At 63.3% G+C, this 12,459-nt stretch carries 14 protein-coding genes; 9 read left to right on the top strand and 5 right to left on the bottom strand.

Annotated features, from left to right (window positions below):
- Positions 1-90: 90 nt before the first annotated feature.
- Positions 91-1,203: an alanine dehydrogenase gene (gene ald, locus VGE08_RS08360; RefSeq protein WP_331067408.1), complete on the bottom strand. Its 1,113-nt coding sequence runs from the start codon at positions 1,201-1,203 to the stop codon at positions 91-93.
- A 159-nt stretch (positions 1,204-1,362) separates the two neighbouring features.
- On the opposite strand from ald, the gene VGE08_RS08355 reads away from it, so the two are divergent.
- The gene (locus VGE08_RS08355; protein ID WP_331067407.1) at positions 1,363-1,824 is read left to right on the top strand and encodes an Lrp/AsnC family transcriptional regulator; all 462 of its coding nucleotides are present in this window, start codon (positions 1,363-1,365) and stop codon (positions 1,822-1,824) included.
- 265 nt (positions 1,825-2,089) lie between these two features.
- On the opposite strand, the gene VGE08_RS08350 is transcribed toward VGE08_RS08355, so the two are convergent.
- Positions 2,090-2,515 carry a winged helix-turn-helix domain-containing protein gene (locus VGE08_RS08350; protein ID WP_331067406.1) on the bottom strand — a complete coding sequence of 142 codons (426 nt, stop codon included), beginning with the start codon at positions 2,513-2,515 and terminating at the stop codon, positions 2,090-2,092.
- Positions 2,516-2,586: 71 nt separating this feature from the next.
- On the opposite strand from VGE08_RS08350, the gene modA reads away from it, so the two are divergent.
- The gene (modA, locus tag VGE08_RS08345; RefSeq protein WP_331067405.1) at positions 2,587-3,411 is read left to right on the top strand and encodes a molybdate ABC transporter substrate-binding protein; all 825 of its coding nucleotides are present in this window, start codon (positions 2,587-2,589) and stop codon (positions 3,409-3,411) included.
- Here modA and modC read toward each other — a convergent pair.
- Both modC and modB read right to left on the bottom strand, forming a co-directional pair.
- Positions 3,397-4,557 carry a molybdenum ABC transporter ATP-binding protein gene (gene modC, locus VGE08_RS08340; protein ID WP_331067404.1) on the bottom strand — a complete coding sequence of 387 codons (1,161 nt, stop codon included), beginning with the start codon at positions 4,555-4,557 and terminating at the stop codon, positions 3,397-3,399. The two genes, modA and modC, sit on opposite strands and share 15 nt — an antisense overlap.
- A gap of 5 nt (positions 4,558-4,562) precedes the next feature.
- A complete protein-coding gene (modB, locus tag VGE08_RS08335; RefSeq protein WP_331067403.1) occupies positions 4,563-5,252 on the bottom strand; it encodes a molybdate ABC transporter permease subunit in 690 nt (229 codons plus the stop codon).
- 176 nt (positions 5,253-5,428) lie between these two features.
- Here modB and VGE08_RS08330 point away from each other — a divergent pair, with 176 nt between their 5' ends.
- From VGE08_RS08330 to VGE08_RS08300, 7 genes are all read left to right on the top strand, one after another.
- Positions 5,429-5,803: a hypothetical protein gene (locus VGE08_RS08330; protein WP_331067402.1), complete on the top strand. Its 375-nt coding sequence runs from the start codon at positions 5,429-5,431 to the stop codon at positions 5,801-5,803.
- 332 nt (positions 5,804-6,135) lie between these two features.
- Entirely contained in the window at positions 6,136-6,486 is a 351-nt protein-coding gene (locus tag VGE08_RS08325; RefSeq protein ID WP_331067401.1) for a hypothetical protein, read from the top strand.
- A gap of 355 nt (positions 6,487-6,841) precedes the next feature.
- Positions 6,842-8,053, top strand: coding sequence for a molybdopterin molybdotransferase MoeA (locus tag VGE08_RS08320; protein ID WP_331067400.1), 1,212 nt, complete (start codon positions 6,842-6,844; stop codon positions 8,051-8,053).
- Between the two features lie 2 nt (positions 8,054-8,055).
- On the top strand, positions 8,056-9,105 hold the full coding sequence (gene moaA, locus VGE08_RS08315) for a GTP 3',8-cyclase MoaA (RefSeq protein WP_331067399.1): 1,050 nt from the start codon (positions 8,056-8,058) through the stop codon (positions 9,103-9,105).
- A 17-nt stretch (positions 9,106-9,122) separates the two neighbouring features.
- Positions 9,123-9,590, top strand: a complete 468-nt coding sequence (moaC, locus tag VGE08_RS08310) for a cyclic pyranopterin monophosphate synthase MoaC (RefSeq protein WP_331067398.1) — start codon at positions 9,123-9,125, stop codon at positions 9,588-9,590.
- Positions 9,580-10,488 carry an NTP transferase domain-containing protein gene (locus tag VGE08_RS08305; RefSeq protein WP_331067397.1) on the top strand — a complete coding sequence of 303 codons (909 nt, stop codon included), beginning with the start codon at positions 9,580-9,582 and terminating at the stop codon, positions 10,486-10,488. The genes moaC and VGE08_RS08305 overlap by 11 nt, the downstream gene beginning before the upstream one ends.
- On the top strand, positions 10,485-10,955 hold the full coding sequence (locus tag VGE08_RS08300) for a molybdenum cofactor biosynthesis protein MoaE (RefSeq protein WP_331067396.1): 471 nt from the start codon (positions 10,485-10,487) through the stop codon (positions 10,953-10,955). Before VGE08_RS08305 ends, VGE08_RS08300 begins: the two co-directional genes overlap by 4 nt.
- Positions 10,956-10,964: 9 nt before the next feature.
- Here the strand turns inward: VGE08_RS08300 and VGE08_RS08295 are convergent, their stop codons facing one another.
- On the bottom strand, positions 10,965-12,422 hold the full coding sequence (locus VGE08_RS08295; RefSeq protein WP_331067395.1) for an OmpA family protein: 1,458 nt from the start codon (positions 12,420-12,422) through the stop codon (positions 10,965-10,967).
- Positions 12,423-12,459: the final 37 nt, after the last annotated feature.

Raw genomic sequence — 12,459 nt, 5'->3', positions numbered from 1 at the left:
AGACGGGCTCAACAGGGGGATTGATTCCAGTGCGACGGTGCCATCAAAGCACCGTCGCTGCTCAAAAGCACTTGTTCGAAAGTCCTGTCTTCAAGCCGCGACGCCACGAGGGCTGTAATCCAGGTGCAGATCTCGAGCTACTGCCTCGTGCGTGATGGCGCCCGCGTGCACATTCAAGCCCGCCGCGAGGTGCGGATCGGCGGTCAGCGCCTTCTCGACACCCAGATCTGCCAGTTGTTTCACGTAGGGCAACGTCGCGTTGGTGAGCGCGAACGTCGAAGTACGCGGCACGGCGCCTGGCATGTTGGTTACGCAGTAATGCACGACACCATCGACGGCGAACGTCGGATCGGCATGCGTCGTTGGCTTGCTGGTCTCGAAGCAGCCGCCCTGATCGATGGAGATGTCCACCATCACGGCGCCTGGCTTCATTTTGCTGACCATGTCGCGCGTCACGAGCTTGGGCGCAGCGGCGCCCACCACGAGCACGGCACCGACGACGAGATCCGCTTGAGTCACCAGCGATTCGACGGCTTCCACCGTCGATGCCATCGTCTTCAGACGGCCGCCGAACAGCGCATCCAGTTCCCGCAGACGCTTGAGCGATTTATCGATCACGGTGACATCCGCACGCATGCCAACCGCAATCTCCGCGGCCGCAGTACCCGATACACCGCCGCCCAATACGACGACTTTCGCCTGGGCCGTACCCGGCACACCACCAAGCAACACACCCAAACCGCCGTGCGCTTTCTGCAACGAAGCGGCGCCCACCTGCACCGACATGCGGCCGGCGACTTCGCTCATCGGCTGCAGCAGCGGCAGCGAACCATTGGGAGCAGTGACTGTTTCGTAAGCGATGGCCGTCGCACCGGAGGCCATCAAGGCTTTGGCCTGCGCCGGATCGGCGGCGAGATGCAGATAAGTGAACAGGACCTGGCCGGGGCGCAGCATCTTGCATTCGGCGAGCTGCGGTTCCTTCACCTTCACCACCAGGTCGGCGGCATCGAAAACTTCCTTGGCAGTGGCAACGATCTTGGCGCCGGCCGCGACATACGCCGCGTCTTCGACACCGATGCCCGCGCCCGCCGAGCTTTGCACCAGCACCCGATGACCGGATGCCACCAGCTCGCGCACGCCGGCGGGAACCAGGCCTACACGATATTCATGATTCTTGATCTCTTTCGGTACGCCAATTTGCATAAAACCTCGGGTTATCTCCCCGGTGGGGAGGGGTTGAGAGTTGCAGGCGGCTCACTCTAGGACCGGGCCTGCGCTGGAAGTTGCTGCAAACGGGCGCCATTCAGCGGATTTGTGGCAGAATCTGCTTCATTACTCCGATTTTCAGACGGATTCTTGCGCATGAAATTCGACCGTTTCGATCGCGCCATCCTCCAGGCCCTGCAACACGAGGGGCGGATTCCGAACAGCACCCTGGCCGAGCGAGTGAATCTGTCGGAATCCGCTTGCCTGCGCCGCATCCGTCAGCTGGAAGAATCCGGACTGATCGAGGGCTACACCGCGCTCATCAACCAGCAGAAGGCCGGCTTCCCGGTGAACGTGTTCGTCAACATCACGCTCGAGCGCCAGGACGAATCCGATCTGCGCAAGTTCGAGGAGGCGGTACGCAAGATTCCCGAGGTGATGGAGTGCTATCTGATGACCGGCGACTACGACTATGTGGTGCGCGCTGTCGTCGCCGACACCGCCGATTTCGAACGGCTCCACAGCAAACATCTCACCCGTCTGCCCGGAGTGGCCCGCGTACACTCGAGCTTCGCGCTGCGCACGGTGCAAAAGTCGCGAGAATTGCCGATTCGTTGATGGAGCATGTGACAGTCTCGTTACAGATCTGATGCGCCGCTGACGTCCGTCATTGGCTGGCCGTCAGACAGGCGTTGCTAGAGTGCCGGCCAACGTCGCACGAGGTTGAAACAAGCAACTTCCAACAATCCTCACTGTGATGGCTGACTCGCCCTGATCACCGTCCCGATATGCAGGATTGGACATAGCGCGCCCGCCAGCTCCGTTATATCCTCGCGGCTATTTCGCCAGTCTGTTCGCGAGGTCGTCGGTGAACGAGCGTCTGCTAACGAGATACGGATCGCCGGGACGCGGCGGCCGATGGCGAGCGCAGCGAGCGAGCAATGGTGCGCTTGGTGCCCTTGCGCTCCGGGCTCACCGTCTCGAGCATGTGACCGAAGTACTTCTCGGCGCGCGCGTTGGTTTCTTTTTCGAACTGCCGGTACGCCGCCACGATAGCCTGGCCGAACTCGGTGAGCGTGGTGCCACCGCCGCCGCTGCCACCGGTGCTGGTGAGCACGAGCGGCTCGCGAAAGATCTGGTTGAGACTGGCGAGCAACTGCCATGCGCGGCGATAGCTCATATCGAGCTCGCGCGCGGCCTGCGACAACGAACCGCAATCGCGCATCTTCTCGAGCAGCGCGACCTTGCCCGGCCCGATGGCATGGACGGAGTCGAAATCGACGCGCAAGGTGATCTTGAGCCGGCTCATCGCAGTCTCCACGAACGATGCGCGACGTTAACGCAGCCCAGGCGGCCTTCCAAGCACCAGGCGGTACGCACGTGATCAAATCGCTCGCACGCCTGTGCACGCTGTTGTTCCTATCGGCCGCGCTGCTGGGCGGGCCAGCGCTTGCGGCCGAGCCACAGCGCGAACCGCTGATCGTCTTCGCTGCCGCCTCGCTCACCGAAGTGCTGCAGCAGATCGCGCCGCTTTACACGCGACAGTCCAACGTACCGGTGAAGTTTTCCTTCGCCGCAAGCTCCGCGCTGGCCAGGCAGATCGAATCGGGCGCCCGCGCGGATGCATTTTTGTCCGCGGACCAGGATTGGATGAACTACCTGCAGGAGCGCAAGCTGATCAAGGCCAGCACGCGCTCCGACCTGCTGGGCAATCGCCTGGCCTTGATTGCGCCGAAAGACAGCAAAGTCACATTGAAGCTGCAGCGTGGTGCGCCACTGCTGGCGGCTTTAGGCGCGAAAGGCCGGTTATCGACGGGCGATCCTGACTCGGTACCGGTAGGCAAGTACGCCAAGGCGGCGCTAGGCAATCTCGATTTGTGGCCTGCTCTCGAGCCGCGGCTGGTGCGAGCGGACAACGTTCGCGTGGCTTTGATGTATGTGGCGCGGGGCGAGGCGCCTCTGGGCATCGTGTATGCCACGGACGCCGCGGTCGAGCCGCAAGTGCGCATCGTCGATCTGTTCCCCGAGTCGTCGCACGCTCCGATCACCTATCCGGCCGCGGCAACCGCGAGCGCATCGCGTGAGGCAGAGTCGTTCCTGAAGTTCCTGCGAGGCGCCGAGGCCCGCGCCATCTTCACCAAGGCCGGGTTCACAGTGCTTGGCGGCGGTGAACCTGCGCCGCAAGGCAGCTCAGACAGCCGGTGATGAAGACTTGAGCGAAGCGAGATGCTCCGTGGGCCGAGCTTCGAGGAACGCATGCCCGCGAATCGACACCGACTTCACCAGCACCCATACAGGCAGGCCGACGCGCAGACCAAGCGCGATCGATGCAGCTCGGGTGACGCGAGAGAGTAACGAAGCGCCACCAATGTCGACGTACACCAGATCGGTTTCCGGATCGTCGGGAACGATTCGAGCGACCGTGCCCATCATCGTGTTGCGCACGCTGAGATTGTCGGGACGACTGGTGGCGAGAATGATGTCGCGAGCGAGCAGTTGAACACGCACCGCCGCTCCGGCACGCGCATCGCGCAGATGTATGTTCAGCAAGCTCGAGCCGATACGAACCGTCGCAAGCCCCGTTCCACCATCGACCCCTTCGATAGTCCCATGCAGCACCGCACCGACTGCGTCCGGCCCGACGATGGCGCGCAGTTCCGGATGCAGACTGAGATCATCCAACGTGCCTTGCGACAGCACCTTGCCGCGCTCCATCAGCACGACGTGAGTGGCCAGCCGAAGGACCTCCTCGAACTGGTGGCTCACGTAGATCATCGGGATCGCGAGCTCGTCGCGCAGCTTTTCGAGATAGGGCAGCACTTCTTCGCGGCGAGCGGCATCGAGCGAGGCCAGCGGCTCGTCGAGCAACAGCAGTTGCGGTTGCGAGAGCAAGGCGCGGCCCAATGCGACGCGTTGACGCTCCCCTCCAGACAACTGATGAACCCGCCGTGACAGCAACGGCTCCAGCCCCAGCATCGGCGCAACTCGATCGAGCGTGATAGGCATCTGCGTGCCCGCGACTCGGCTCTTGGACATGAGGCGTTGAGTGCGCTTCTCGCCGTAACGCAGATTGGCCAACACATCCAAATGCGGAAACAACCGCGCGTCCTGGAATACGTAACCGATGCGTCGATGCTCGGCGGGCACGCGCGTTCCATTCCCTTCCAGCAACGCACCATTGATCGCGATGCGTGCCTCGTCGGCTGGCAGCAGCCCGGCAACGATGTTCGCCAACGTCGTCTTGCCACAACCGGAGCGACCGAACAGGGCGATCACGCCGGGGGAATCGACCTCGATGGCCACGTCGAGCAGGAATTCATCGCGGCGTTTCCTGGCGCGGATACTGAACATGCGCGCTACCTTCCCAGCATCCAGCGCACGCGGCGCGCAATCACCTCGGCCGCGATCAATCCGAGCAGTCCCAGCGAAAAAGAAATCGTCGCGAGCCGAGCCGCAACCGCATCTCCGCCGGGCGTCTGCAGCGCGGTGTACAACGCCAGGGGCAAGGTCCGCGTCTCGCCCGGAATGTTGGAGACAAAGGTGATGACGGCGCCAAACTCGCCGAGCCCGGCCGAGAACGCCGTGACCGCGCCGGCGAGAATGCCGGGTAACATCAACGGCAGCGTCACGCTGAAAAATCGGTCCCAGGGGCCGGCGCCGAGCGTTCGCGCGGCATCCTCGAGGCCGGCATCGACACCTTCCAGCGACAGTCGAATGGCGCGCACCATCAACGGAAAGCTCATGACCGCCGTCGCGAGCGCCGCACCTGCGCTGGTGAACACCAGCTGGATGCCGAAGGTCTGGTATAGCCACCCGCCGATGGGCCCGCGCATGCCAAACAACAACAGCAACAAGTAGCCGACCACCACCGGAGGCAGCACCAGCGGCAGGTGCACGATCGCGTCGAGCAGCAGGCGGCCGCGCAGCATGTGGCGAGTCAACAGCCACGCCACGGCAATGGCCAGCGGCAAGCTGAACAGCACGCTGCGCAGGGCAATCGACAGGCTCAGGCGGACGGCGTCCACCTCGGCGGCGGTGAGCATCATCGCGCCAGTATAGAGAAAAGGAGACGCAGCGATTTCCGCCGATATTCGCTGCCCGGGCGCGGGTGCCGGCATCGTCGACATTTTCACCATAGCCAAGCGGCGCAAGCGGGCTTTAAGATGCACCCGCCTGACCATCGGGATCAGCGCCTTTCTCCGTCGAGCGAAGAGGACCCGTCATGAACAAAACCACTATTACCGGAGCGCTGCTGGCCAGCCTGCTGGCCACCGCCGCCGCGAGCGCGGACTGCACGTATCCCAAATCCCCCTCGGGCCTGCCCGATGGCGCCACCGCGACCGAGGAAGAGATGATCAGCGGCATGAAGGCCATCAAGGAGTACAACAACCAGGTCACCTCCTATCTGAGCTGCCTGGAAACGGAAATGAGCACTCGCATCGAGGCCGCCGGGACGGACGCGCCGGCCGAGCAGGTCGAGCAGATCAAGGCCATCCACACCAAGCGCCACAACGCCGCCGTGGAAGAGCTGGAGGCGACCGCCGCCCGCTTCAACGAGCAGGTGAAGGTCTATAAGAACCGGGCAAAGAAGAGCTGAGGCTCGTTGACAATCCTTTGACAACCCCCTGACAAAATGGGGGGCGCGCGATGCACCGCGCGACAGCCAGGTGACAGAAGATACGCGGCGCTTATGTGAAAGCGCCGCGTGGTCCGCAGGCCGGGGAGATCCCCCGAACGCCCGCCGCGGACATCCCCCCAGGGACCCATTTCACGCTTTGCCGCGCACCCCAGCGGCCAGTGCGACCCTCGTCGCAGTTGTGCAAGGAGCCTCCAGATCGACCCTCAAGCGGACGCGCGTAGGGCCGATGCCGGCAGTGACCGCCGTTGCACCCGACGGCCTGCTTTATGGCAATAGCTGGAGTACGAAGAATGAATCGCAAGTTGCTCACCATCGGCGCTGTCTTCGCCGTCGCCTTTGGCGCGGCTACCGCCCATGCCGAATGCGCCTTCCCCAAGGCCCCGGACACCATCCCCGATGGCAAGACCGCGACCGAGGCGGAAATGGTCGCCGCCATGCAGGCCTTCAAGGCTTACAACGATGCAGTGACCGCGTTCGGCGCGTGCCTGGAAGAGGAGACCAAGAGCAAGGCCGCCGGCACGGCGCAGCTGATGCAGCTGAAGACCATGCAGACCAAGAAGCACAACGCCGCCATCGATGAGCTGCAGACCAAGGCGAAGCTGTTCAACGAGCAGGTTCGGGTGTTCAAGGCTCGGGGCTGAGAACGGCTGCCTTTCGAGGCGACCTGACGTCGCCTCGAAGCGCACAAGCGACAGCACAGGGACGTACTGGCTGGCCGAGTTTCCAGGCCGAGTTTCCAGGCCAAGCTTCCAGGGATGGCTGGTACAGATTGATTTCTCGGGGGGCGAGTTGCACACGGCAGGTCCATGTGCCTCGCCCTTCGCGCTATTTGCAAGGTCTCGCGCAAACTCACATTGATCCAAATCAAGTGAATGCGAGTACACGGATGTAACGACTGGTGCCGGCGCCCTCTCGGGGCTCCGGACAACTTGCACATTCCTGCGCTCTTCCCCTAGCGATATAGCGATCCTCGGAAGCTCGTGACACACTGCGCGTGTGCCCAGCCCTCTGCCCACACCCGCTGAAGCCGAAGCCGCGATTCGCCAACACGCGCGGCCGCTGCCGGCCGTCCATCTGCCGCTGACCGAGCTGTCGGGCGCGGTGCTGCGCGAATCCATCACGTCGACTCGCGATCAGCCACCGTTCGACCGGGTCACCATGGACGGCATCGCCTTCTCGTTCGACAGCTGGGCAGCCGATCGCAGCAGTTTTCGCATTGCCGGCACGCAGGCGGCCGGCGCCGCGCCCGTGACATTGCACGATCCTGGCGACTGCATCGAAGTGATGACCGGCGCGATGTTGCCGATCGGCTGCGATTGCGTGGTGCCAGTCGAGAACATCGAGATCTCGGACGGCATCGCCCGACTGCGCGACGACGCGCCGGCGCCGGTTCGCAACCTCAATATTCACGGCCGCGGCATCGACTCCCGGCGCGGCGACTTGCTGTTGCCCTCGGGCTGCCGGCTGGGGCCCGCCGAAGTAGCGGTCATTGCATCCAACAGCCAGACGCATGCATTGGTGTCGCGACCGCCGCGTATCGTCGTAATCTCGACCGGCAACGAGTTGGTCGAGCCCGGCCAGCCGCTGCAGGACTGGCAGATCGCACGCTCCAATGTTTATAGCGTGCTCGCATCGCTGCGGCAGCATGGCTACTCGGCGCTGACGCAAGATCACGTTCCCGACGATCTGGCCGCACTGCGCGAGCGGCTGCGAAATCATCTCGCCAGCAACGACGTGATGATCCTGAGCGGCGGCGTCTCCATGGGGCGTTTCGACTACGTCCCACGGGTGCTCGAGGAGCTGGGCGTGCGCAAGATCTTTCACAAGATTGCACAGCGGCCCGGCAAACCCATGTGGTTTGGCGTAGGCGCAGGCGGACAGTCCGTGTACGCCCTGCCTGGCAATCCGGTGTCGACGCTGATGTGCCTGACGCGCTACGTGCTGCCCGGCCTACAGGCTGCGCAAGGCGCGATTCCGGCCGAGGTTGAAACCATCTCCCTGGCCCAAAGCTATGATGTGAAGCCGCCACTGACCGTCTTCTTGCCCGTGACGCTCACGCAGACAATCGCCGGCCAATGCGCCATGCCGCACCCGACGCGCGGCTCCGGCGATTTCACCTCGCTGGTCGGCACGGTGGGGTTCGTGGAACTGCCGCCGGGCCCGCGAGTCGTTCTGGAAGACGTGTCCTTGCCCCTCTATCGCTGGTAACCATGCCCTCCTCAATCGTCGAATTGCCCGTGAAGCATCGCCCGCACGACACGTTGGGCCGGCCGCTGCACGACCTGCGCATCTCGGTCATGGACCGGTGCAACTTCCGCTGCCCGTATTGCATGCCGAAGGAAACGTTCCACGAGAACTACCGTTTCCTGAAATCGAACGAGCGGCTGTCGTTCGAAGAGATCGTGCGTCTGACGCGACTGTTCGTGGACCTGGGCGTGAAGAAAGTACGCCTCACCGGCGGCGAGCCCTTGCTGCGCTCCAATGTTTCCGACCTGATCGGCGACCTGACCGCTATCGAGGGCGTGCAGGATGTGGCGCTGACCACCAACGGCGTGCTGCTCGCTCAGCATGCGGTCGAGCTCAAAGCCAATGGCTTGCACCGGATCACCGTCAGCCTGGATACGCTCGATGCCGAGATCTTCAAGCGGATGAGCGGCGGCATGGGCGACCTGGATCGCGTGCTCGATGGCATTCGCGCCGCGCAGGAAGCCGGCCTCGCACCCATCAAGATCAACACGGTGATCGAACGCGGCCTGAACGATCACACCGTCCTCGATCTGGTCGAACGCTTCCGCGGCACCGGCGTGATCGTGCGCTTCATCGAATACATGGACGTGGGCAATCGCAACCACTGGAGCCTCGATCGCGTCGTTTCTTCGCGCGAGCTGGTGGAGCGCATCGGTCAACGCTGGCCGTTGCATCCCGTCGATCCGAACTATCGTGGCGAAGTCGCCGAGCGTTATGCATTCGATGACGGTCTCGGCGAGGTCGGCTTCATTTCTTCCATCACCAATCCGTTCTGTGGCGATTGCACGCGGGCGCGGCTGTCCTCCGAAGGCGTGCTCTATACCTGCTTGTTTGCGCGCTCCGGCATCGACCTGCGCGCCCCCATGCGCAACGGGGCATCGGACGAGGAACTGACTCAGCTGATCTCGAATACGTGGCTCAGACGCGGCGATCGCTACAGCGAAATCCGCTCGACTCTGAAGAATGGCGAACAGCCATTGCGCAAGATCGAGATGTACTACATTGGAGGCTGAGCGGGGCGGCTGATCGAATGGCGACGTTTACTCATATCGACTCCAGCTCGCGCCCGACCATGGTCGACGTGGGCGACAAAGCCGTCACCAAGCGGACAGCGACCGCGCAGACGCGCGTGCGCTTTCCAGCTGAAGTTGCCGAGGCATTGCGCACGCAGCAGTTCAGCACGGCCAAAGGCCCGGCATTTCAGACAGCGATCATCGCCGGCACAATGGCAGCGAAGCGGACGCACGACCTGATTCCGTTCTGTCATCCGCTGGGCATCGAGAAGTGCAAATTCGACATCGTCATGGACGGCGACGACGCCGTCATCGAGTGCACGGTCGCCGTCCATCACAAGACGGGTGTCGAGATGGAAGCGCTGACCGGCGCGAGCGTCGCGGCGCTCACCATCTATGACATGTGCAAGGCGTTGTCGCATGACATCGTCATCGCGGAAACGCGATTGCTAGAGAAGCGTGGAGGAAAGAGCGATGTCGGCTGAAGCCCCCTTGTTCGGCCTCGTGCTGGCCGGCGGCGCCAGCACTCGCATGCAGCGGGACAAGGCTGCGCTCGAATATCACGGCCAGTCCCAGCTCCACTGGACGTTTCAATTGCTGTCGCACGTGTGCGCGGCGACGTTTGTTTCCGTGCGCCCGGATCAACGCGAGGAGCCGACGCGCGCCGGCTTTCCCCAAATCGTGGATCGTCAGCCGGGCATCGGTCCGATCGCCGGCATCGCCGCGGCTTTGCAGGCTCATCCCAAGGCCGCGTGGCTGGTCGTCGCTTGCGATCTGCCGTTCTTGAACGAGCAGACGCTGCGCCATCTGGTGGCCCATCGCGATCCTCACAAGCTCGCCACCGCGTACAAGAGCAACCACGATGGCCTGCCCGAGCCCTTGTGCGCCATTTGGGAGCCCGCCGCTCGCGAAGCCGTGCTTGCCTTCGTCGCCGCGGGCAAACACTGTCCCCGCAAATTCCTGATCAACGCGGACGCGCTGATCCTGGATCTGCCGGACGCCCGCGCGCTCGATAACGTGAATACGAAAGACGAGTACCAAGCCACCGTAGCTACACTCGGCCACGGGGCCGCCGTTACTTCTGCTCCACCAGCTACGCACACCGGCACTGCAGCCAATGGCGGCGGTACCGACTCCAAGGCGCGCACGCTTCGTATCCAGTACTACGCCATCCTTCGCGAACAGGCCGGACGCAGCGAAGAAACATTGGACACCACCGCAGCAACGCCGGCCGAGCTCTACGACGAGCTGCGCCGCCGTCACCCCTTCCAGCTCACGCCCTCGCAGCTGAAAGTGGCATTGAACTCCGAGTTCAGCGACTGGCAAGCGCCTTTGCGTCACGGCGATACTGTTGTCTTCATACCCCCGGTGGCAGGCGGATGAAACCCTTCTCCTTCAGCTCCACGGCCCTGACGCTCGACGCCTATCGTCACGAGCTGGCCGATCCCACCGCCGGCGGCTACGCCTCCTTCGAAGGCTGGGTGCGTAACCACAACGAAGGCCACGCCGTCACGCGCCTCGAATACGAAGCGTTCGAAGCACTGGCCAACAAGGAAGGCGAGCGCATCGTCAACGAAGCCATCGAGCGCTTTGGTGTGTTAAAGGCCGCGTGCGTGCATCGCATCGGCTCGCTCGCCATCGGCGATGTAGCCGTCTGGGTCGGCGTCAGCTCCAAACACCGCGCCGAAGCCTTCGCCGCCTGCCGCTACATCATCGATGAAGTGAAACACCGAGTGCCCATCTGGAAGAAGGAGCACTACATCAACGGCGACTCGGGTTGGGTGAACTGCGAACGCTGCGCGGTTCCAGGTCATGATCACACGCACGCGCACCCGCACGCGCATGAGTGAGCGGGGACGCTAGCCCGTTCCCTGCAACTGAATCACCAGATCGATCCGCCGATTCCTTGCCCGCCCCGCGGCCGTCTCGTTGGTCGCCACCGGCCTCGCCTCGCCGTAACCGATGGAGCTGATCTTCTCCGCATTCGCTCCAAATTGGCTCACGAGATACTGCTTCACCGCATCCGCCCGGTCCTGCGACAAGATCAGATTGGCAGAGTCGCTGCCATTCGCATCGGTGTGTCCCTCGATCAGAATGGACGCATCGGGAAACAACGCCAGCGCCTGCTGAACCTTACGCATCAACGGCGCACTGCTGGCCTCGATGGTGCTGCGGCCCGAAGGGAAATTGATGCCCATCAACGACACCACCACATCCCCACCCTGCCGATAAACTCGTGCCTCATCCGAAGTAAACGACGCCTCGATCGCAGCGATGCTCGCTCGCAGCCTCGCCTGCGCATCCACCTGCCTCTGCAACGCAATTCGCTCCTGCGATTCGCCCCCCAGGCGCGACTCCAACCGCTGCAACTGACCGTTGAGCGCCGCAATCTGCTCCTCGCGATCCTGCAGCTCGGTCTTGAGCCGGCGCATTTCCTGCGCCTGCTGCTGAGCGTATTCGCCCAGTTCCTTCATCGGCCCGTGCTGCCCCTCGTCAAAGCGAATGTCCAGCTCCATGTCCGCGGCGATACGCTCCAGCGGTTCTTCCCAGGAGAGAATGAGCGCCTCGATGCCCCCTTGATCGCTCTTCTCCTGCTGCAGGACTTTCTCGATCTGCTGCGCCAGGTAAGTCGCGTGCCTTGCGTCATACCTCGCTTGGGCAGCAAGCCTTTTCGCGTTGCTCACGTCGTAGCGATTGCGCTGAATCTCCTGCTCCGCCTCGGCCAGATGCCGCTTGGCCGATTGCAGCGTTCTCGGCGCATAGCGCGCCACCTTCGCCTGATCCGCTCGTGCGATCAGATTGCGCGCTTCGTTGAGAATGGCACCTTTGATGCCGATCAGCTCGGCCTCTCGCAACAGCACTTCGGCTTCGGCCGCTCTTTTTTGCGCGTTGGGCAGATCGCCGCTTTCATTCTCGCGCATGGCCTGCAGGAAACGATCGTTGGCCTTGGCCCACGCATCCGACGCGAACTTCGGCGCTTCGGCAATCAATGCATCCTGGCGAGTCTTGATCACGCCCGCCAGGCTTTGCTTCGCACTCGCCGCGACCGTGCGCGCCTTCTGCAGCGCCGCCTCGCCTTCCTGCACGCGAGCTGCAACTTTTTCAGCGGAACGACCGCGTTCAGCTTCCCGGGCCGCGCTCTGGCTCGCCTGGACCGCCGCAGCGAACGTTCGCGGCGCGAGCACATCGAGTTGCTCGGCTCGCCCCTGCTCAATCGCAGCCGCCAAAGCAGCAGCATCCATGGTGTCGGCCGCCAGCGCGGGCCCGCCGGCCAGGCCGAGAAACAGCACAACGATCAGCGCGAATAGCTGGGACATACGAACGGGGCTCGAATCGTAACGTGGCCGGAAGTAT

The sequence above is a fragment of the Steroidobacter sp. genome (assembly GCF_036406195.1).
Classification (GTDB): Bacteria; Pseudomonadota; Gammaproteobacteria; order Steroidobacterales; family Steroidobacteraceae; genus Steroidobacter.
The sequence above is the reverse complement of the archived record's forward strand: the minus strand, read 5'-3'. Positions and strand labels throughout refer to the sequence as shown.